Source organism: Micromonospora sp. LOL_021, from assembly GCF_048060215.1.
In the GTDB taxonomy this organism is placed as follows: Bacteria; Actinomycetota; Actinomycetes; order Mycobacteriales; family Micromonosporaceae; genus Micromonospora_E.
The window spans coordinates 1-21314 of the sequence record NZ_JBHMIN010000016.1 but is presented as its reverse complement, the minus strand read 5'-3'; the positions used below and the strand labels follow the sequence as shown (position 1 = coordinate 21314).

The following is a 21314-nucleotide window of genomic DNA, read 5'->3' as shown; positions in this document are numbered from 1 at the left end:
CATATCAGACACCGACAAAGCCACCATCGGATTGCTTGACGCCCATTCGGCTCCATCTTAGTATCAAACCCCGCCGGAACTTCGCCACCGCACAACAAAGTCGACCTCACTTGGGGATATCCGCTGCCACAATCGCGTCAAACGGTCCAGCCTGGCCTCCGCCCACCATCCCTCGAAAGGGCGCCGAATGCCCGACCAGGACTACTCGGCGATAACGGACATCGTCGTCTCGCCGCATTTTGACGATGGCGTGCTCTCGGCAACCTCGGCACTGCGTGCCGGGCACTCCACGCTCCTCATCACCGTGTGTGGCGGCGTACCGACAGAGAACCATGAGGAGAGCCATGAGGAGTGGGACCGTCTGTGTGGCTTCGAGTCGGGTCCCGCCGCCGCCGAAGGACGGGCCGCCGAGGATCGAGCCGCCGCAGCGGTCGCAGGCAACTCGGTGATGCACCTTCCGGTCCCGGATGCGCCGTACCGCAGCGGCTTCCCGTCGGAAATGGTGGTGTCGGCGCTCGCCGGCCTGATCCGGCCGCACGTCCGGCGGGACGTGCGGCTGTGGATCCCGGTCGGTATCGGTGACCACCCAGACCATGTCGGCACCCGGGACGCCGTTCTGGCCGCTGTCGCCGGAACCGATGCCGATTGCCCTCTGATCTTCTACGCCGACTGCCCGTACGCGTTCGGCTCCGGCTGGGACGCACCCGACGCCGAGCGACCTACCGCCGACCAGTGGGAGCCGCAGCTGGCCACCCTGGCCCACCTCGTGGACGGGGCAAGCCCACGGATCGCCCGCCTCGACGACCCCACCATGCGGCTGAAGATCGCCATGCTCCGCTGCCATGCCTCGCAGCTGGCAGGTCTCGCCGTGGACCATCCTCACTTCCTGGCCTGGGAGGGGCCACTACGCCAGGAGGTCTTTTGGTCGACCTCCGCCTCCATCCCAGCTCTGGAACCAACTCCCAGGAGTAGCGCATGATCGTCGGTGGTTCAGCCATTCACCCGGAACGTGCCGATGCGGCGGCACTTCAGCAACTCGGCGACGCAATGCGGAAAGTGATCGGCGGCGAGAGGGAGACACCCCTGGCTGATCTGCTCTGCGGCATCGCGGTCGACCCGGACGAACTGGCCGCGCAGATCGGTGCGGATTGCCGGCGAGTGCTGCTGGACAGTGGCATCGCACTCGACGACGGTCGGCATCTGTCGTCCCCGCTGCGAGGCCACCAGTTACACGGCGTCGTGGTGCTGACTGACCCGGACGTCGATGAGGACGTGCAACACCGCTGGTACATCGACCCGCTCTGGGAAGCGGACCTGCTGATCCGGCTGATGCTCGGCCGCGGCGGTACCCGTGCGCTGGACATGGGTTGCGGCTCCGGGGTGCTCTCTCTGGTGCTCGCCGACCGGTACGACGCAGTTCTCGGGCTGGACGTCAACCCGCGTGCCGTCGCCCTGTCGCGGCTCAACGCCGCACTCAACGGGCTGACAAATGCCACCTTCGACGAGGGGGACCTGTTCGAGCCAGCCGAGGGGCGCTTCTCCCGGATCGTCTTCAACTCACCAACGAACGAGGAGGGCAACGAGTTCGTCGACCTCCTCGAGGCCGGTGAACCAATCCTGCAGAAGTTCTTCCGGGAAGTGCCCCGGAAGCTGGAGTCCGGTGGCGTCGTCGAGGTCAACCTCGCGATGAACGACTATCCGGGCGATCCCTTCCGGGAGCGGCTCGCCGACTGGCTCGGGCTGACCGAGCACGGGCTGCGAGTCCAGATTTTCGTCTCCCAGCGGCGGACGACCGGCAGCGGCGGCGAATGGAAGCGGGGATGGCTGGTGATCGCGCCGGGCCCGGTAGGCCTCGTCGAGACCGAGTGGCCGTACCACGACCGCTACGAAGAGGACCCGGGATCGCTGCTCGGTGCGACGGACCAGCTGCTGGCGCACTGACCTGCCCGATCTGCGTCAAGCCCACCGGCCAAACCTACCGACGCGTAACCTTACGCTAAGGTAGGCTCGACGTTCCGATCGGGAGGGTATGCGATGACCGAGTTCGACCCGGCCAACTTCGCGTCCATCGACGCCAAGGAGTTCAGCAAGCTGGTCAAGACCACCCCGGATTCCAAGATCGCCGAGGTGATGCAGGGCGACCTGCGCGGCAAGGTCCTCGATGAGGTGTTCAACCGGATGCCCACCCTGTTCCGTCCGGAGAAGGCCGGCGCCACCAGCGCGGTGATCCACTGGAACATCACCGGCCGGCCGGACGGCGGCACCGACACCTACGAGATCGTCGTCGACAACGGCACCTGCGTCGTCTCCCCGACCGCCGAGCGCGAACCGCGACTGAGCCTGACCCTCGGACCGGTCGACTTCCTCAAGGTTGTCGGCGGCACCGCGAACCCGATGATGATGTTCATGACCGGCAAACTCAAGGCCAAGGGCGATCTCGGACTCGCCGCCCAGATCCCCAACCTGTTCGACATCCCCAAGAGCTGACCTCCGATCCGTAGCCCCGCCTGATACGTGTCCTGTATCAGCGGGGTCGACCATCCCTCCGACCGGTCACGCCCGCAGCTGGGGGTGTTTTCCGGTGGACCTGCCGTTCCTGATTTCCACGCTGACCCGACGCGGGGTGCTCACCCCCGGCTCGCCGGTACGGACCGTCGCCCAACTCGCCGCGCTGCGTCGCTGGGGGTTCACTCTCGTCGGCGAACTGCGGCAGGCCGCCGCCCGCGATCCACGCCGGGTCGCGCTCATCGACGACGGCGGACAACAGCTGACCTACCGGGAGCTGCTGGACCGCGCCGAGCGGTTGGCCGGCGCGCTACGTACCGCACTGGATGTTTCCGCCGGTGACCGGATCGGCCTGCTCTGCCGCAACCACCCCGACATGGTGGCCGCTATGGTCGCCGCCGGGCTACTCGGCGCGGACACCGTGCTGCTGCACACCGGGCTGGCCGGGCCGCAGCTCGCCGCCGTCGCCGACGAGCAGCGGCTGCGGGTACTGCTGCACGACCGCGAATTCGGCGAGCAGGTGGTCGAGGTCGACACCGGGGTGGTCCGGGTCGACGAGACCCGGGTGGCGCAGCTGCTGCGCGACGCGCCGACGGACATCCGGCTGGAACCGCCGCGCCGCGACGGCCGCATCATCGTGCTCACCTCCGGCACCACCGGCACCCCGAAGGGTGCCCGGCGGCGCACCCCGACCGGGTTCGGACCGCTGGCGTCGATCATCGACCGGATCCCGCTACGGGTCCACGACCGGATCATGATCGCCACACCGGTCTTCCACACCTGGGGGTACGCCGCCCTGCAGATCGCTTTCGCGCTGCGGGCCACGGTGGTGCTGCACCGGCGCTTCGAGCCGGCCGCCGCGCTGGCCGCCGTCGACCGGCACGACTGCACCGCGTTGTTCGCCGTACCGGTGATGCTGCAACGACTGCTGCACGACGTACCGGCGCTGCGGCGGCGGCCGACCGGGCTGCGGGTGGTCGCGGTCAGCGGTTCGGCGCTCGGCGGCGGCATCGCCACCCGGTTCATGGACCGGTACGGCGACGTGCTCTACAACCTGTACGGGTCGACCGAGGTCTCCTGGGCGGCCATCGCCACCCCGGCCGACCTGCGCCGGGCGCCGAACACCGCCGGCCGGCCGCCGTACGGCACCCGGCTGGCGGTGCTCGGGCCGGGCGGCGAACCGGTGCCGACCGGGCAGGTCGGGCAGATCTTCGTCGGTAACGAACTGCTCTTCGACGGCTACACCACCAGCGACGACGGCACCGCCGAACGCCGGCACGGGCTGCTCGGCACCGGCGACCTCGGCCACGTCGACGCCGACGGGCTGCTCTTCGTCGGTGGCCGGGCCGACGACATGATCGTCTCCGGCGGGGAGAACGTCTTCCCGTCCGACGTCGCCGACCTGCTGGCCCAGCTACCGCAGGTACGCGAGGCCGCGGTGGTCGGCCTACCCGACGCGGAGTACGGCCAGCGGCTCGCCGCGTACCTGATGCTGCATCCGGAGGAGACGCTCGACGCCGAGGCGGTCCGGGAGTACGTGCGCCGCTACCGCGCCCGGTTCGCCGTACCCCGGCATGTGATCTTCCTGTCGGCGCTGCCGCGCAACGCCGCCGGCAAGGTGGTCACCCGGGACCTGCCCCGGCCCTCGGGCAGCTGACCCCCGGCCCGGACTTGTGAACCCCGGCACTCACGGCTGGCGCAGATGCTGAGCCACCCGCTGGTGGTCCCGGAACCGCGCCCGCGCCGCCCGCTGGGCCGGGTCCTGCTCCGGCGCGGCGTCGATGTGCGCCGAGCGGGCCGCCTCCGTACGGTTGGCGTACTCGACCGGCGGCAGGCCGCGCAACGCGCGTACCACGCCGGGGCTGGCGCCGACCCGCCGCGCCTCCGCGACGATCTCTTCCTTGTCAGCGGGAAAGTCCAGCTCGTTCAGGCTGTCCAGCACGTCCTGGTAGCTCGTCCCCATGCGCCGGGGCGTACCCGCCGAGCGGGCCGCTATCCGGCCGGCACGGGGTGATCCGGCACCCGGGTCAGGTCAGGGTGATCCGGCCCTCGGCGGCGGCCAGGGCGATGTCCGCCCGGAAGTGCCCATCGGGCAGGTCGACCCCGGCCAGCAGCCGGTACGCGGCGTCCCGCGCGCCGGCCAGGTCGGCACCGACGCCGGTGGCGCTGAGCACCCGACCACCGGCCGAGACCAACTGCCCCGTGGCGTCGCGGGCGGTGCCGGCGTGGCTGATCCCGGCCTGCCCGGCACCGGTGATCACGTCGCCGGTGCGGGCCGCCGCCGGGTAACCGGCCGACGCGAGCACCACGGTCACCGCTGCCCCGTCCCGCCAACGCAGCGGCGGGTGGTCGGCGAGCGTACCGGTCGCCGCCGCGTGCAGCAGGCCGGCCAGCGGGGTCTCCAGCAGCGCCAGCACCACCTGGGTCTCCGGGTCGCCGAACCGGGCGTTGAACTCGATCACCCGGGGGCCGGCGGCGGTGACCGCCAGCCCGACGTAGAGCAGCCCGGCGAACGGGGTGCCCCGGTGGCGCATCTCGGCCAGCGTCGGGTGCACCACCTCGGTCATCACCCGGTCCACCAGGTCCGGCGGCGCCCACGGCAGCGGCGCGTACGCACCCATGCCGCCGGTGTTCGGGCCGGTGTCGCCGACGCCCACCCGCTTGAAGTCCTGGGCGGGCAGCAGCGGCACCGCCGCCGTGCCGTCGGTGACGACGAACAGCGACACCTCCGGCCCGGCCAGGTGCTCCTCGACCACCACCTGCCCGCACGATTCGGCGTGGCCGAGGGCGGCGGCCCGGTCGTCGGTCACCACCACCCCCTTGCCGGCCGCCAGCCCGTCGTTCTTCACCACGTACGGGGAGCCGAAGGCGTCCAGCGCGGCAGCCACCTCGTCGGCGTTCCGGCAGGTCACGGCGCGGGCGGTCGGCACCCCGGCGGCGGCCATCACGTCCTTGGCGAAGCTCTTGGAGCCTTCCAGGACGGCGGCGGCGCCGGACGGCCCGAAGCAGGCGATTCCCTTGGCGCGTACCGCGTCGGCGACCCCGGCGACCAGCGGCGCCTCCGGGCCGACCACGACCAGGTCGGCCGCCACCTCGACAGCGAGCGCGGCGACCGCCTGCGGGTCGGTGGCGGTGACCGGGCGCAGCTCGGCCACCTCCGCGATGCCCGGATTGCCCGGAGCTGCGATCAACTGGTCGACGGCGGGGTCGGCGGCCAGGCTGGACGCGAGCGCGTGCTCGCGTCCGCCGCTGCCGATGAGAAGTACGCGCACAACGGCCGATCCTAGACGCCGGCCTGCGCCATCCGGGAACCCCGCCGCAGATAGGCGAACCAGGTGACGGCCAGCATCACCACGAACAGCACGACGTAGAAACGCAGCGCCGGCTCGATGTTGCCGTACGTCGACTTGGCCCAGGCATAGCAGATCGGCACCAGGAAGCCGCCGAACGCGCCGACCGACGAGATGATGCCGAGCGCGCCGGCCGCCTCCCGGCGCATCCGCAGCATCGTCTCCGCAGAGCCGCCCCGGTCCTCACCCTTCACCCGGAAGATCTTCGAGATCATCCGGTACGTCGACCCGTTGCCGACGCCGGTGGCGACGAACAGCACCATGAAGCTGACGAAGAAGACGCCCAGGTTCTGCTGCTGCACCGCCCACAGGGCCGCGTAGGCACCGGCGGCGAGGACGACGAAGCTGGCCGCGGTCACCCGGGCGCCGCCCATCCGGTCGGAGAGCCGACCGCCGAGCGGCCGGGCGACCGAGCCGATCCCGGCGCCGAGGAACGCCCAGCCGAGCGCGATGTCCGGCCGGTCGAACACCGCGTTCAGCAGGGTCGGGAACGCCGCCGAGTAGCCGATGAACGAGCCGAACGTACCGATGTAGAGCAGCGACATGATCCAGGTGTCGGGGTGGCGCAGCGACGACCAGACCGGTTCGACGTCCGCCTTCGCCTCGGCCAGGTTGTCCATGTAGAGGTAGGCGCAGACCGCCGCGATGACCGCCAGCGGGATGTACATCAGACCGGCCCGGGACAACGCCAGCCCACCGCCGAGCACGATCACCTTCGGCACCAGGAACTGCACCACCGCGACGCCGATGTTGCCGCCGGCGGCGTTCAGGCCGAGCGCCCAGCCTTTTTCCCGTTCCGGGTAGAAGAACGAGATGTTGGCCATGCTGGATGCGAAGTTTCCGCCGCCGAATCCGGCTGTCGCGGCGATCACCAGAAGGGTGCCGTACCCGATTTCCGGATTGTTGACCGCCCAGGCGAGACCGGCGCACGGGATGATCAGCAGCAGGGCGGAGACGACCGTCCAGTTCCGGCCGCCGAAGATCGGCACCGCGAAGGTGTAGGGCAGCCGCAGGAACGCTCCGACACCGCTCGGTACGGCGGTCAGCCAGAGCGTCTGGCTGACGCTTAGGTCCCATCCGGCGCTGCTCAGCCGCACCACCACGATGCTCCAGAGCAGCCACACCGAGAAGCCGATGTGTTCGGCGAAGATGGAGAAGATGAGGTTGCGCCGGGCCACCGGCCGGCCCACCGTACGCCAGAAGGTGGGGTCCTCCGGCTCCCAATGGGCGATCCACCGTTTCCGGCTCTCCTGGGGGCGGGTCTCGATGGTCTCCGCGTTGACTGTCTCGTTGGCCATCAGGTTGGCTCCTTAGCCATCGGGTGCCGTAGGGTGGCGATCGAGATGCTGCCGAGCGACGTTTGCGGATCGGCGATGATCGGCATCGGCCGGGGTGGCATTGGGGAATCAGGTTATGAACCGAATGTTTCCTGGCGTGGAAAACGGTGATGTCGGGGCGTGGTCGTGGTTCGCACCGGTCCGGCCCCGACGTTGTGAGATCTACCGGGCGTCGCCACCGGCAGGCGGTGCCGAGACCCGTGTCGCCGGCACCGAGACCCACACCACACCGGCCGGGTCCTGCCGGACCGGATAGCTGCGCAGTGCCGGCTGCCCGGTGCGTGAGCATCCGGTCGCCAACTCGAAGACGTGCTGGTGCAGCGGGCAGACAACCACCTCGGCGTCGATCAGCCCGTCGGCGAGCGGTCCGCCGGCGTGCGGGCAGACCGCCGACACCGCACGCAACTGCCCCGACGTCAGCCGGAACACCGCCACCAGGTCACCGGCGATTGGATAGGCCCGGCCCTCGCCGGGTGGGATGTCGTCGCCGGGTCCGATCGGGTGCTCGACCAGCCGGCCGTCCTCGACCGCGGTCACGACCGGCTGCTCTCGGCGCGGACCGGTACCGCCGGCAGCGGCACCAGCGGCAACGCGGTCCGGAACTGGCCCGGCGTCGCCGGGGCGTCCCGTTCCCGCCACGGATCCCGGTAGCCGGCCACCGCCGCCGCCATCCGTTCGTCTAGTCCGGCGCCGAGGCCGTCGACGTCGTCGACGATCAGCTCCCGCAGCCGGTCGACGCCGACCCGGGGCACGAACGCGTAAGTGCGTTCCAGCCAGTTCGCGTTCTCCCGGTAGTACTGCAGGAACCGGCCGGTCAGCGTCATCACCTCAGCCGGCGTGTCGACGGTGGCCAGCAGGTCGCCCTTGCGTACGTGGGCACCGGCCGCGCCGCCGACGTAGATCTCCCACCGGCCGCCCTCGATCGCGACCACGCCGAGGTCCTTGACGTACGCCTCGGCGCAGTTGCGCGGGCACCCGGTGACCGCCAGTTTGAGTTTGCCCGGCGCCTCCAGCCCCTGGAACCGTTCCTCGATCGCGATGCCGAGCGCGGTCGAGTCGCCCAGGCCGAACCGGCAGAAGTCGCTGCCCACGCAGGTCTTCACGGTCCGGAAACTTTTGCCGTACGCGTACCCGGACGGCATGTCCAGGTCGGCCCACACCTGCGGCAGGTCCTCCTTGCGGACGCCGAGCAGGTCGATGCGCTGCCCGCCGGTCAGTTTGACCAACGGCACCTGGTGCTTCTCGGCCACGTCGGCGATCCGGCGCAGCTGGGCCGGGGTGGTGCAGCCGCCCTTCATCTGCGGCACCACCGAGAAGGTGCCGTCGCGTTGGATGTTGGCGTGCACCCGGTCGTTGATGAACCGGGCACCGCGCTCGTCGACGTACTCGTCGCCCCACATCATCCGCAGCAGCGACACCAGCCCCATCTTGCTCCTGGCGTCCTCGCGCCCGTCGGCGAGCGCGTCGAACACCGCCGACACGCTGCGCAGCCGGCGGGCGCGGATCTCGGCCATCAGGGTCGGCTTGTCCATCGGCACCCCGGGCACGTACCAGTTGGCTGCCGGGTCCTCCGCGACCTCGCCACCGGCGGCCCACTCGACGATCTGGCCGACCAGGCTCTTGCACGAGCCGCACCCTTTGCCGGCCCGGGTGGCGTCCATCACCCCGCTCACCGTGCGCACCCCGCCGGCGACGGTGGCGACCAGCGCGCCCTTGCTGACCCCGTTGCAGTTGCAGACCTGGGCGTCGTCGTCGAGTTCGGCGGCGGACACCTCGGCCGGCGGCCCGCCGAGGTCGAACAGCAGCCGGACCCGCTCCTCGGGCAGCGGCGAACCCCGGTCGAACGCCTGCATCAGGAAGCCGACCTTGCTCACGTCCCCGACCAGGGTGGCACCGATCAGCCGGTCGTCGCGGACCACCACGCTCTTGTAGACGCCGCGCCGGGGTTCGGCGAAGACCACGAACTCGTCGTCGTCGCGTTCCGGCGCGGTCACCCCCATGGCGGCCACGTCGACGCCGGCGACCTTCAACTTGGTCGCGGTCCGCGAGCCGTGGTACGCCGCCGTCGGGTCGGTGCCGGTGAGCTGGCCGGCGAGCACCTTCGCCTGGTCCCACAGCGGCGCGACCAGGCCGTACGTCTGGCCACGGTGCTGCACGCACTCACCGACCGCGTAGATGTCCGGCTCGTCGAGCACCCGCAGGTGGTCGTCGACGATGATTCCCCGCTCCACCGGCAGGCCGCTGACCTGGGCGAGCGCGGTGTTGGGTCGGATCCCGGCGGCGATCACCACCATGTCGGCGGCGAATGTCCGCCCGTCGGCGAGCCGGACCCCTTCGACGGCGTCGCGGCCGAGGATCCGTTCGGTACGGGCCTTCGTGACCACGTCGATGCCGAGCCGTTCGACGCTGCGCCGCAGGATGTCCCCGCCGGTGGCGTCGAGCTGGGCGTTCATCAGATGCCCGGCGGCGTGCAGCAGGGTCACCGACACGCCGTACTGCTGCAGGCCGCGGGCGGCTTCCAGGCCGAGCAGGCCGCCGCCGATCACCACCGCCCGCTCGTGGTCGCGGGCGTAGCGGATCATAGCCCGGGTGTCGTCGAGCGTGCGGAAGGTGAACACGCCCTGGTGGAAGCCGCGTCGTGGGTGGTGGGCGCCGTCGATCGGCGGCACGAACGGCACGCTGCCGGTGGCGATGACCAACTTGTCGTACGGGGTGGCGCTGCCGTCGGCGGCGTGCACCGTCCTGGCGAACCGGTCGATCCGGGTGACCTCCACGCCGGCCCGCAGGGTGATGCCGTTCTCCTGGTACCAGGGCAGACTGTTGAGGAAGATGCCATCCTCTTCCTCGGCACCGGAGAGCACGTTGGACAGCAGGATCCGGTTGTAGTTGCCGTACGGTTCAGCGCCGAACATGGTGATCTCGTAGCGGTCCGGGCCGACCCGGTCGATGATCTCCTCGACGGTACGGGCACCAGCCATGCCGTTGCCGACCACCACCAACTGCGGTCGTCGCTGCGTCACCTCACACCTCCACCAGGCCGAGATCGAGCACGACGGTGCCGGTGGTGCCGGCCGGCGCGGCGACCTGCAGCTCCACCACGGTGCCGCTGTCGAGGTCCTCGACCACCCGCAACGGCACGTGCACCGCGTCGCGGGCACCGATCGGGAAGTAGCGCATCGGGTCGCCGTCGCGCAGCAGCAGGACGTAGACGAGCTCGCCGCTGCTGTTGCCGCCCCGGAAGTAGACGGTCTGCGCGACCAGCCCGTCCGGCACCGTGTAGCGCAGGCTGCCGTCCAACGGCAGCGGCGTGTCCAACCCTTTGCCGTCGAACGCGAACACTCCTTGCAGGAAACGTGGGGTCGACTGCATCGTGGGTCCCTTCGTCAGGTGGCGGAATCGTCCGGGGCGGCGCTGCTCGGGCCGGCTCCGGCCGGGCCGGCGGTGGCCCGGCCGACTCCGTCGGGTCCGGCAAGGCGGCGGACCGCGACCGCGCAGACCTTGAACGCCGGCATCCGGGAATACCGGTCCAACGTCGGATCGGTCAGGGCGTTGGCGCTGGCCAGTCCGCCCCAGTGGAACGGCACGAAGACGGTGTCGGGGCGGATGTGCTCGGTCAGGTACGCCCGGAACACCGCCCGGCCCCGCCGGGTGGTCAACTCGACCAGGTCGGCTGTGCCGATGCCGAGCCGGCGGGCCAGGTCGGGGTGGATCTCGGCCTTCGGATCGCCGGCGGTGCTGGCCAGCGACGGCGAGCGGCGGGTCTGGTTGCCGCTCTGGTACTGGCCCATGATCCGGCCGGTGGTGAGCAGGTACGGGTAACTGCGGTCGGGCAGTTCGGCCGGATCCCGGTGCTCCACCCGGATGAACCGGGCCCGCCCGTCGGCGGTGGCGAACCGTTCGGTGAACAGTCGCGGCGTACCCGGATGGTCGTCGGCCGGGCACGGCCAGAACACCCCGTCCTCGGCCTCGATCCGCTGGTAGCTGATGCCGGCGTAGTCGGCGATCCCGCCGGCGCTGGTCCGGCGCAGCTCGTCGTAGACGGTCTGCGGGTCGGCGGAGAAGTGTTTGCCCCGGCCGAGCCGGTCGGCGAGCGCGGCCAGCACGCTCAGGTCGTCGCGTACCCCGTCCGGTGGTGGCAGCACCCGGCGGCGGCGCAGCACCCGACCCTCCAGGTTGGTCATGGTGCCCTCCTCCTCCGCCCATTGGGCGGTGGGCAGCACCACGTCGGCGACGGCGGCCGTCTCGGACCGGAAGATGTCCGACACCGCGAGGAAGTCCAGCGCGGCCAGCCGGTCGGCGACCCGGTCCCGGTCGGGCGCGGAGACCAGGATGTTCGAGGCGAACACCAGCATCGTGCGCACCCCGCCGGGGGTACCGATCCGGTCGATCATCTCGATGGCGGAGACCCCCGGGCCGGGCAGGTCGGCCGGGTCGACGCCCCACACGGCGGCGACGTGGGCGCGGGCGGCCGGGTCGTCGAGACGCCGGTAGCCGGGGAGCTGGTCGGCCTTCTGGCCGTGTTCCCGGCCGCCCTGGCCGTTGCCCTGCCCGGTGATGGTGCCGTAGCCGCTGCCGGGCCGGCCGGGCAGCCCGAGGGCGAGCGCGAGGTTGATGTACGCCTGGGCGGTGTCGGTACCGCTGCTGTGCTGCTCCGCACCGCGGGCGGTGAGGATCATCGCGGTCGGCGCGGTGGCCAGCGCGTGCACCGTACGCTGCAGCAACTCCTCGGACACACCGGTGATCCGCTCCACCCGGTCCGGCCAGTAGCCGGCGACGGCGGTGCGGACCGCGTCGAACCCGGTGGTGCGGTCCCGCACGTACGCCTGGTCGACGTGGCCGGCCCGGATGGCGATGTGCAGCAGCCCGTTGGCCAACGCCAGGTCGGTGCCGGGCGCCACCGGCAGGTGGATGCCGGCGCCCCGGGCGGTCGCCGAGCGGCGCGGGTCGGCGACGATGTGGACCGCTCCGGCGGCCCGGCCGGCGTCGAAGTACTGCATCGCCGGCGGCATGGTGTCGGCCGGGTTGCCGCCGACGACCAGCACGGCGCGGGCGTCGGCGATGTCGGCCAGCGGAAACGGCAGGCCCCGGTCGATGCCGAAGGCCCGGTTGCCGGCGATGGCCGCCGACGACATGCAGAACCTGCCGTTGTAGTCGATGTGCGGGGTACGCAGCCCGACCCGGGCGAACTTGCCGAGCTGGTACGCCTTCTCGTTGGTCAGCCCGCCGCCGCCGAACAGGCCGACGCTGGCCGCGCCGTACCGGTGCTGGCTGGTCTGTACAGCGGCGGTGATCCGGTCGAGGGCCTCGTCCCAACTGGCCGGGCGCAGCGGGCTGCGCCGGTCGGCCGGGTCGGCGCGCACCAGCGGGGTGAGCAGTCGGTCGGGGTGGTCGAGCAGTTCCGGCGCGCTCCAGCCCTTGGCGCACAGCCCGCCCCGGTTGGTGGGGAAGTCCGCCGGCTCGATGACGGGCGGTCGGGGCGGTGCCGGCCGCATCCGTACACCGCACTGCAGCGAACAGTACGGGCAGTGGGTCGGCACGCTCGGGCCCAGGTCGGGACTGCCGTGGTCGCCCATCGCCCAAGAGTGGGAAATCGACGTTGCGCTATCGTGTTGCCCGCGTCACATAAGTGTTGCCAACTACTGTTGATCTTGTAGGCCTGGATGTGATCGCAGTCGGTTGTCAGCCACCGGCGACGATCGACTCGGCGCTGACGGTGCCGTCGGTCGCCGTCTCGCCGTCCACCGACACCGACGCGCCGACGGCCAACCCGTCGAGGTCACCAGGCACCCGGACGGCCGTCCCGCCATCGGTGCGCACGATCACCACCTCCCCGGCCTCGGTCTCCACGTACACCGTGTCGCCGTCGACCAGCTTGACCGTGCCGACCGCTGCCGGTTGCGGGCCGCCCCCTTCCGCACCCGTCGCGTCGGCCGCGCCGCCCGGCTGGAACTGCCCCGCCCCCGGCTGGAACTGCCCGGCGCCGGATCCTCGCAGTCCGGGCCTGGCACCCGCGCCGGTGTCGTCGTTGGACGGCACCGCCACGCCGACGGCGAACCCGGCGACCGACATCAGCACGGCGACCAGCCACGGAGTGAGCCGGTTCGTCCACGGCCTGGGCGTCGCCGCAACCAGCCATCCGGTGTCGTCGTCGCGCACGTCATCTCCACCAGTTGTCATCGGTCGGTCACCTACTCGTACCGCAGGGCGTCGATGGGTCGCAGGTTCGCCGCCCGGCGGGCCGGGACGCTGCCGAAGAAGAGGCCGATCGCCACCGACACACCCAGCGCCAGCAGCACCGAACTCGGCACGATCACCGGTTCCACCCCGACGATGGTGAACCGGCTGCCGATCACCGCGACCGCGACCCCCGCCCCGCCGCCGAGCGCGCTGAGCAGCGTCGCCTCGACGAGAAACTGGGCCATGATGGTGCCGGGTGGGGCGCCGAGCGCCTTGCGGACACCGATCTCGCGGGTCCGTTCGGTCACCGTCACCAGCATGATGTTGGTGATGCCGATCCCGCCGACCAGCAGACTGATCGCCGCGACCGCGCCGAGCAGCACAGTGAACGTCTCCGCCGTCGACGCCTGCGTCTCCAGCAGCTGTGACGCGTTCTGAATCCGGTACGAGGAGCCGCCGGATACGGCGGCGCCGTCCGTGGCCAGCTTGCGGTCCAGGATCGCGCTGACCTGTGCCTGCGCGGCGTCGACCCGGTCCGGCCCAGCCGCCTCCACCAGCACCGAGTTGATCGACCCGTACCCGGTCAATGTCTGACGCACCGCGGTCAACGGCGCCACCACCAGGTCGTTGGCGTCCTGCAGTCCGCCGGTGGAGGTCTTCTCGGCGAGCACGCCGACCACGGTGAACAGGGTGCCGTCGACCATCATCTGGCTGCCCAGCGGATCCGCCTCGGCGAAGAGCTCGTCGACCACGGTCTGCCCGACGAGCGCCACCCGGCGGCCCTGCGCGACATCGGCTTCGGTGAAGGTGACCCCCGCGCCGACCGGCGTGTTCGACGCCGCCAGGTAGCTCGGGTAGCTGCCGACGAACTGCCCGACGGAATGGTCGGCGTCGCCGTAGGTGAGCGTCGCCGAGGTGCTGACCACCGGCGACACCGAACGGACGTCCGGGGCGAGCACCGGATCGTGCAGCGCCTCGGCGACCGCGACGGTCAGCCCGGCGCCGCCACCGCCGGACGCCGACACGGTGATCGTGTTGGTGCCGAGTGCCTCGATCCGCTCGTTGACCGCCTGCGCCGACCCGTTGCCCACGGCGACGAGCAGGATCACCGCGGCCACGCCGATCAGGATGCCGAGTGTGGTCAACGCCGAACGCAGCTTGTTCGCGCCGATGCCGCGCAGCCCGGAGCGGACGATCTCTACCGGCCCCACTGGGCGACCTCCCGGTACGGGCTGCCCGCACCCGGCTGACCGGCACCGTGTCGTCGGTCGTCGGAGACGATCCGCCCGTCGCGGACCCGTAGCAGCCGGCGGGTCCGGTCAGCGACCTCCGGTTCATGGGTGATCAGCATGATGGTGCGGCCGTCGGCGTTGAGCTGGTCGAAGATGGTCAGCACCTCCTCGGTGGACGCGCTGTCCAGGTTTCCGGTCGGTTCGTCCGCCAGCACCAGCGCCGGTTCGGTCACCAACGCGCGGGCGACCGCGACCCGCTGCTGCTGGCCGCCGGAGAGCTGATTCGGCAGATGCCCAGCCCGTCCGGCCAGCCCGACCAGGTCGAGCGCGGCCAGCGCCCGCCGACGTCGCACGGACGGACGGACCCCGGCGTACGCCAGCGGCAGCTCGACGTTCGCCACGGCGGTGGTCCGCGGGATCAGGTTGAACGACTGGAAGACGAAGCCGATCCGGCGGTTACGGACCATGGCCAGCTGCCGCTCGGTGAGCCGGCTGACGTCCACCCCGTCGATCAGGTAGCGGCCGGTGCTGGGCACGTCCAGACAGCCGAGGATGTTCATCAGCGTCGACTTGCCGGAGCCGGACGAGCCCATCACGGCGATGAACTCACCCCGGTCGACCTGCAGCGACACGCCCCGCAGAGCGGCGACTGCCGACTCACCGACGCCGTACACCTTGGTCACGTCCCGTACGTCCAGAACCGGGCTCACCGGCCACCGCCCGGCCTGCCGCCACCGGAGAAGCCACCGGCACCCGGTCCGCCCCCACCGGGGAAGCCGCCACCGCCGGTCAACCCGCCGCCACCGGGGAAGCCGCCGGACCCGCTCTCCGACTCGGTGGGGATGACGACCACCACCTGTTCGCCGACGGCCAGCCCGGAGATGATCTCCACCGCGTCGTCGCCCTGCAGGCCGACCTCGACGGTACGGCTGACCTGTGCGCCGTCGACCAGCACGGTGACCGACTGCCGGGTGCCGGTGCCGGTCAGCGCGGCCGGGCTGACGGTCAGCACGTCCACCGCCTCGCCGACGACCACCGTCACTTCCACGGTCTGTCCAGGCCGGACGCCTTCGGGCAGCGAGTCCAGGTCGAGGGTGATCGGATAGCTCACCACGCCGTTGGTGGTGGTCGCGTTCGGGTCGATGACCCCGATGCTCGCGGTGGCTTCGGTGTCCGGCAGCGCGTTCCACCGTACGGTCGCCGGCTGACCGGTCTCGAGCCGCGTCGCATCGGTTTCCGACACCGAGGCGGTCACCTCCAACTGGGTCAAGTCGGCCAGATCCACGAACCCACTGGCACCCGACGACGAGGACGACCCGGTGCCGCCACCCGCCGACGACGACCCGGTGCCGCCACCCGCCGACGCGCCGACGCTGCCGTTGACCGCGACGACCGTACCGGCCACCGGGGCTGTCAACGTCGTGCCGTCAACGGCCGCCTGCGCCTCGTCGACCGCGAGTTCCGCCTCGGTCACCGCGGCGACGGCGTCAGCCGTCGACACGCCAGCGACCTCGGCGGTGTCGAGGGCGTCCTGCGCGGCGTCGAGGTCGGCCCGCGCGGCGTCCAGTTCCCGCTGGGCCACCGTGTCGTCGACCCGGGCGAGGTCCGCGCCCTCGTCGACCTGCTGCCCGACGGACACCAGGATCTCCGTGACCGTGCCGCCGGTGACGAAGTCGGCGACCGCCGTCTTCGCACTGCGTACCGAACCGGAGGCGGTGACCGTCGCCGTGACCGTGGCCTGCTCGACGACGACGGTCGCGGTTGCCGCCGAGCCGGCGGCGACAGCGGTGTTGTCCGGCCCGACCACTGTGTGGTATGTCCAGCCGAGCAGGCCGAGTACGGCCAGGACAAGAACCGCATTGAGGATCAACGGCCGGCGAAGGCCGGCGAGGCGACGCACAGGCATGGCGGACAGCTTCTAGTGACTTCCTCGACGCGGACTCGGAGCGGGCTCGGTGGCGGCTGAGAGTCGACCGGCGGATCGCATCACCCATCCACCACTTCGTCGCCGACCGCCAGCCCGTCGATGACCTCGACGTACTGGTCGCCGCGGACGCCCACGGTCACCACCCGCTGCTGCTCAACGCCGGATCCGTCCCGCACGACGACGATGTCCTCGCCGCCGACGCTGCTGCGGCTCACCGCGGTGACCGGGACTCGTACCACGTCGGTCACCTCGTCGACGACGACCCGTACCCCGGCGCTCTGACCGACCAGCAGGCCGGCCGGGACGTCGTCGAAGTCGACGATCACGCCGTAGCGCACCAGCTGGCCGTCGACGCTGCCCACCGGGTCGACCTGACCGAGGTGGGCGGGGAACTCCTCGCCCGGCCGGGTGGCCAGGGTGACGACGGCCGGCTGGCCGACCGACAACCGCGCGGCGTCGGCCTCGGGAAAGCTCGCGGTCACCTGCATCTGGGCGACCGCGCCGAGTTCGATGAAGGTGTCACCGGCCCGTACCGTGCTGCCGACGGTGCCGGAGACACCGAGCACCTTGCCGTCGATTGGAGCGCTGATCACCGTACCGGCGAGGTCGTCCTCGGCAGCGGCGAGTCGCAGCTGCGCCGCGGTGACCTGCTGCCGGGCCCGCAGCACCGGGTCTCCGCCGGAGCGCCCGTCCGCCGCCCTACCGCAACCGCTGTCGGAACCGTCGGCCCGGTCCCCAGGGTCGCCGGTGGGCGCGGCCGGCGAGTTCGCCGGTGGGGCCGGTGGGGCCGGGGTGGGCGATCCCGCCGGTACGGACGCGGTGAGCGAAGGTGCCGGCGGGGTGGTGGTGCCGACAGTAGGGGACGGGTCCGGGGTGGCCGACCGAGTCGCCTCCGGCGTCGGGCTGGTGGTGGGGTCGGGATCGGGAGCGGTCCAGGACGCCAGCGCGGTCGTCGTGCACCCGGTGCTCACGTCGGTGTCCGTCCCGTCCGTGCGGGCGTCCGCCTGCGCCTCGGCGAAGCCTTGCTGGGCTGCCGTCAGCGCCTCTTCAGCCTGTTCGACAGCTGCCGCCGCGTTGCTGTCGTCGATGGCAGCGAGCACGTCACCGGCGGCGACGTCCTGCCCGAGCCGTACGTCCAGCCTGGTCACCGTGCCGGTAACCGCGAAGCCGAGCTGGCGGTCCTCGGCCGGTGCGACCGACCCGGTCGCGGCGATCGCAACGGTGACCGTCCCTCTGTCCACCTGCGTCATGGTTACGGGTACGGCGTCGTCGGTGCTCGTCGGGACGGCGACCGCGTAGGCGACGGCACCCGCCGGGATCAGCGCCGCACCGGCCGCCACGGCGACAAGTCGCCGACTCGCGGGCAGCCGGCTGACCAGCGCCCTGATGGGGCCGAGTTTCATGATCGGGGAGTGTTCCGGCACCGGCTCAGAACCGGCTCGGTGGCAGCTCGACGTTTCCTGTGAACCTCCGGTTCGCCTGTGCCCGCCCCGCGTTGGTCGCCATCCCAGCGCGGTCACAGCAAACCCTGACGCGACGCGGAGGTTCGTCAGCTCTGCTGACGCCCGCACCGGCGACGTCCGTCGCGGGCCATCTGATGGGGAGGGCATGATCGTGCACGTTGCGCTCAGTCGTTCGATGTGGGGCACTGCCGGAGCCATCTGTCTGCTGATACTTGCCGCCTGTGGAGCGTCCGACCCGGACTCGGACAGCGAAACCGCGGCAGCTGGCGCCGGAGCCGTGGCGGAGTACGTGGACTGCCTGCGGGACAACGGGGTCGACGGCGTGGAGATTCCCGAAGCCGGAGGTGGTTTCCGACGTGGTGCCCCGAACGGGATGCCGTCGGGGCAGCCCGGCGACCGGCCGTCGGGGTTGCCGTCCGGCGCGCCGTCGGGGTTCCCATCCGGCGCGCCAGGTGGTGCGGGACCGGGTGGCGGCAGGATGGGCGGCGGATTCGGCGACATGCTCCGACCTGACGACGTCGACGACGACACCTGGGCGGCGGCGCAGGAGGCGTGTCAGTCCGAGCTACCGGCCCGTGGACCCGGCGGCGGCACCGAGAACGGGGCGGACGCCAGCGGCATCGTCGCGTACCGCAACTGCCTGGCGGAGAACGACGTCGAGTGGGTTGACGACCTGGACTCCTCGGACCCGACCGTCGCCGCGGCGCTGGCCGCCTGCGAACCCCTGCAGCCGGCCGAGTGACCCGCTCACCTGCCGGCAGGTGACGCGCCGAAGGTCTCCTGCAACGACGGTTCGAGCGACCGGCCGGTCAGCGGCTCAATGAACAGCTCGGCGAGGAGCAGGTCGGCCAGGTGAGCGGGGTTGAGCCCGGATTCCCTGCGGGCGAGCGCCTGCAGCGCGCCGCCGGCCCGCAGGGCCACGCGGACCGCACCGGCGGGCAGCCGCCGGACCGGGCGGGGCCGGCCCACCGCCTCGGCGATCCGCCCGAGCATCTCGACCCAGGTCAGGTTGGCGTCGGCGACCGGAACGTCCCCGCCGTACGCTCCCTCGATCGCGTCGACCGCCGCGACGGCGACGCTGCCGGCCGAGGCCGCGGCGGTTCCGCCGACCGGGACCAGCAGCGGCGCCGCCGACCGTGCCCACCGGTCCAGCGGACCGGCCCAGTTCGGTAGCCGGTCACCGGCTCGGCCGAAGACGAACGGCAGCTCCAGCACGGTGACCGGCAGGTCGGTTCCGGCCGCCGTCCGCACCTGCCGGGCCTGTTCCAGCCGGCACCGGATGTACGCGTGCCGCTCGCCGAGCCGCCACTCGGGACGAAGCCGGTCGTGGTAGGTGTAGTAGGAGCCGAACAGGACCCCACGGGTCAGGCCGGCGTGCCGGGCAGCGGTGAACAGCCGCGCCACGGGATCGACGAGTTCACTGCGCAGCACGCGATGGATCGGCGCGGGGAGCACCCGCTGCTCGTCGACCCGGGTGCCGTACACGACGCCGTCGTGGCCGGTGAGCAGCGGCCGCAGGTCGTCGACCGAGGCGGTCTCGACGTCGAGCACGTGGTCGACCCCGGTACGGGCGGTCCGCGCCACCGTGGTCACCGCGTGGCCGCGCTCGCGCAGCAGGTCGACGACGTGGGTACCGATCAGGCCGGACCCGCCCACGACAAGGATCCTCATGCTGGCTCTCCGCTGGTCAATCGGTCAGGAAGGCGTCGATCTGGGCCAGGAACTCCGGCCAGGCCGGCTCGGACGCGGTGAGCAGATGGTTGCGGCTGTCCAGCAGCACCAGTTGACTGTCCGGGATGAGGGTGGCCAGCTCGCTGGCCTGCGAGGTGGGCACCCGCATGTCGTCGCGGCAGTGCAGGATCAATGTCGGGCACTGCACCCGGTGGGCGATGTCCGAGACGTCGATCCGGGCGAACTCCTCCAGAAACCGGACCCCGTTCGCCGCCGAGGTGGTCCGCCGCTGAAAGCCGATGAACTCCTCCAACTCCTCCGGAGTGCCCTCGGGCAGGAACTGGGAAGCGAAGACACCGAGGAAACTGGGGTCCTGGTGCGCCCAACCGACCCGCGCCAGGTTCAGATCCAGGGCCGCCTCGTCCCGCTCGGCCTGGCTGCGGGCCCGGACCTGGCGGCCCCGGGCGTACGCGCCGGCGAGGATCAACCGGCTGACCCGCTCCGGCCGGCGCACGGCGTACGCGACCGCTACCGCACCGCCCTGGGAGACACCGAGCAGCGGGAACCGGTCCAGCCCCACCGCCTCGACCACGGTGTCCAGGTCGTCGACCCAGTCGTCGAAAGAGAAGCTCGGCACGTCCCAGTCGGACAGGCCGCACCCCCGCTCGTCGTAGCGGACCAGCTGCCGGTCCCGGGCCAGCCCGTTGAGCCAGTGCGACCACACCGGGGTGGTCCACTCCAGATCGAGATGGGTCATCCAGTTGGCGGCCTTGAGCAGCGGCGGACCCGAACCGACGCTGGCGTAGGCGATCCGGGTGCCGTCGTCGGCCCGGCAGAACCGGACGATCTGGCGGTCCGCGCCGCCGGCCTCCCCGGCGACCACAGACCGGGCCGGTGCCGGTCGGGTCGGGTACGCGGCCGGCTGCGGTCCGGGGGCGGCGGGGTCACCGGCCCGGGTCACCGTCACTGGTGCCGCGAACTGGTACCCCCGCCGGTGCACGGTCCGGATCAGCCGCTGGTGACGGCCGGTGTCACCGACGGCGATCCGGGCGGTACGCAGCCCGGTGGTCAGCGCCGCCTCGCTGACGAAACGGTCGCCCCACACCTGGTCTAGCAGCTCGTTCTTCGATACCACCCGGTCCCGGTGTTCGATGAGGTACTGCAGGAGGTCGAGTGCCCGGGGCTCCACGTGGACCGGCTCACCGGATCGCCGCAGCTGGTAGCGGGCCATGTCCAGTTCGTACTCGCCGAAGCGGTAGGTGTCGCCGGCCATCGGCTGAGCGTACCCCCGGTGCGCGCCCGGCCCTCGACGGACGATCTTGGCCACCGCCTGGCGGCGACCAGGACGCCCTGGTCAGCGGCGCTACGAATGGTCGCACTGTTTCAGACCCGACAGAAATGCTGTAGAGTTTCGAGCAGAGTCAATGTAGCGGCGATCACCGACTCCGCCGGAAAGAGCACTGGCCATGATCCTTCCTCGCAGGTAACTGACTACGTGGTGACCTTCGCGGAGACCCGTGAGCGCGCGTTAAGCTCCCAGGACTCGCTTGCTCTGATCCGCGAGATCGCCAGGGAGATGAGATGACCCCTCAGCCTCGATCCACCGACGCGGTTCGTCTTGAGCTCGGTTGAGTAGTTTCGGTATTGGGTGG

General features: G+C 71.4%; 19 protein-coding genes. 5 read left to right on the top strand and 14 right to left on the bottom strand.

Annotation, left to right across the window (positions count from 1 at the left end):
- The first annotated feature begins 187 nt into the window (after positions 1-187).
- The 4 genes from ACFHWT_RS13145 to ACFHWT_RS13130 all read left to right on the top strand — a co-directional run bounded on the left by ACFHWT_RS13145 (position 188) and on the right by ACFHWT_RS13130 (position 4162).
- Positions 188-979 carry a PIG-L deacetylase family protein gene (locus ACFHWT_RS13145; RefSeq protein WP_416594883.1) on the top strand — a complete coding sequence of 264 codons (792 nt, stop codon included), beginning with the start codon at positions 188-190 and terminating at the stop codon, positions 977-979.
- Positions 976-1941 carry a methyltransferase gene (locus tag ACFHWT_RS13140; RefSeq protein WP_416594882.1) on the top strand — a complete coding sequence of 322 codons (966 nt, stop codon included), beginning with the start codon at positions 976-978 and terminating at the stop codon, positions 1939-1941. Before ACFHWT_RS13145 ends, ACFHWT_RS13140 begins: the two co-directional genes overlap by 4 nt.
- Before the next feature lie 93 nt (positions 1942-2034).
- Complete coding sequence (locus ACFHWT_RS13135) at positions 2035-2487, top strand: SCP2 sterol-binding domain-containing protein (RefSeq protein WP_416594881.1); 453 nt, start codon at positions 2035-2037, stop codon at positions 2485-2487.
- Positions 2488-2581: 94 nt separating this feature from the next.
- Positions 2582-4162 carry an AMP-binding protein gene (locus ACFHWT_RS13130; protein ID WP_416594880.1) on the top strand — a complete coding sequence of 527 codons (1581 nt, stop codon included), beginning with the start codon at positions 2582-2584 and terminating at the stop codon, positions 4160-4162.
- A gap of 30 nt (positions 4163-4192) precedes the next feature.
- On the opposite strand, the gene ACFHWT_RS13125 is transcribed toward ACFHWT_RS13130, so the two are convergent.
- The 12 genes from ACFHWT_RS13125 to ACFHWT_RS13070 form a co-directional block, all read right to left on the bottom strand.
- On the bottom strand, positions 4193-4468 hold the full coding sequence (locus tag ACFHWT_RS13125) for a DUF2795 domain-containing protein (protein ID WP_416594879.1): 276 nt from the start codon (positions 4466-4468) through the stop codon (positions 4193-4195).
- Between the two features lie 64 nt (positions 4469-4532).
- Complete coding sequence (gene purD, locus ACFHWT_RS13120) at positions 4533-5777, bottom strand: phosphoribosylamine--glycine ligase (RefSeq protein WP_416594878.1); 1245 nt, start codon at positions 5775-5777, stop codon at positions 4533-4535.
- 11 nt (positions 5778-5788) lie between these two features.
- A complete protein-coding gene (locus ACFHWT_RS13115; RefSeq protein ID WP_416594877.1) occupies positions 5789-7153 on the bottom strand; it encodes a NarK family nitrate/nitrite MFS transporter in 1365 nt (454 codons plus the stop codon).
- Positions 7154-7354: 201 nt separating this feature from the next.
- Positions 7355-7729 (bottom strand): Rieske (2Fe-2S) protein, encoded by a 375-nt coding sequence (locus ACFHWT_RS13110; RefSeq protein ID WP_416594876.1) that lies wholly within the window; start codon positions 7727-7729, stop codon positions 7355-7357.
- Entirely contained in the window at positions 7726-10212 is a 2487-nt protein-coding gene (nirB, locus tag ACFHWT_RS13105) for a nitrite reductase large subunit NirB (protein WP_416594875.1), read from the bottom strand. The genes ACFHWT_RS13110 and nirB overlap by 4 nt, the downstream gene beginning before the upstream one ends.
- Position 10213: 1 nt before the next feature.
- Positions 10214-10561, bottom strand: coding sequence for a molybdopterin oxidoreductase (locus tag ACFHWT_RS13100; RefSeq protein WP_416594874.1), 348 nt, complete (start codon positions 10559-10561; stop codon positions 10214-10216).
- Between the two features lie 14 nt (positions 10562-10575).
- Positions 10576-12765 (bottom strand): molybdopterin oxidoreductase family protein, encoded by a 2190-nt coding sequence (locus ACFHWT_RS13095; protein ID WP_416594873.1) that lies wholly within the window; start codon positions 12763-12765, stop codon positions 10576-10578.
- A 106-nt stretch (positions 12766-12871) separates the two neighbouring features.
- On the bottom strand, positions 12872-13369 hold the full coding sequence (locus ACFHWT_RS13090) for a hypothetical protein (protein WP_416594872.1): 498 nt from the start codon (positions 13367-13369) through the stop codon (positions 12872-12874).
- Between the two features lie 11 nt (positions 13370-13380).
- Positions 13381-14580 carry an ABC transporter permease gene (locus ACFHWT_RS13085; protein WP_416594871.1) on the bottom strand — a complete coding sequence of 400 codons (1200 nt, stop codon included), beginning with the start codon at positions 14578-14580 and terminating at the stop codon, positions 13381-13383.
- Positions 14568-15311 carry an ABC transporter ATP-binding protein gene (locus ACFHWT_RS13080; protein ID WP_416594870.1) on the bottom strand — a complete coding sequence of 248 codons (744 nt, stop codon included), beginning with the start codon at positions 15309-15311 and terminating at the stop codon, positions 14568-14570. The genes ACFHWT_RS13085 and ACFHWT_RS13080 overlap by 13 nt, the downstream gene beginning before the upstream one ends.
- Complete coding sequence (locus tag ACFHWT_RS13075; protein ID WP_416594869.1) at positions 15308-16507, bottom strand: efflux RND transporter periplasmic adaptor subunit; 1200 nt, start codon at positions 16505-16507, stop codon at positions 15308-15310. Before ACFHWT_RS13075 ends, ACFHWT_RS13080 begins: the two co-directional genes overlap by 4 nt.
- 80 nt (positions 16508-16587) lie before the next feature.
- The gene (locus tag ACFHWT_RS13070) at positions 16588-17931 is read right to left on the bottom strand and encodes an efflux RND transporter periplasmic adaptor subunit (RefSeq protein ID WP_416594868.1); all 1344 of its coding nucleotides are present in this window, start codon (positions 17929-17931) and stop codon (positions 16588-16590) included.
- A gap of 205 nt (positions 17932-18136) precedes the next feature.
- On the opposite strand from ACFHWT_RS13070, the gene ACFHWT_RS13065 reads away from it, so the two are divergent.
- A complete protein-coding gene (locus tag ACFHWT_RS13065; RefSeq protein WP_416594867.1) occupies positions 18137-18733 on the top strand; it encodes a hypothetical protein in 597 nt (198 codons plus the stop codon).
- A 5-nt stretch (positions 18734-18738) separates the two neighbouring features.
- Here the strand turns inward: ACFHWT_RS13065 and ACFHWT_RS13060 are convergent, their stop codons facing one another.
- Entirely contained in the window at positions 18739-19662 is a 924-nt protein-coding gene (locus ACFHWT_RS13060) for an NAD-dependent epimerase/dehydratase family protein (protein WP_416594866.1), read from the bottom strand.
- 16 nt (positions 19663-19678) lie between these two features.
- Positions 19679-20935 (bottom strand): alpha/beta fold hydrolase, encoded by a 1257-nt coding sequence (locus ACFHWT_RS13055; RefSeq protein ID WP_416594865.1) that lies wholly within the window; start codon positions 20933-20935, stop codon positions 19679-19681.
- Positions 20936-21314: the final 379 nt, after the last annotated feature.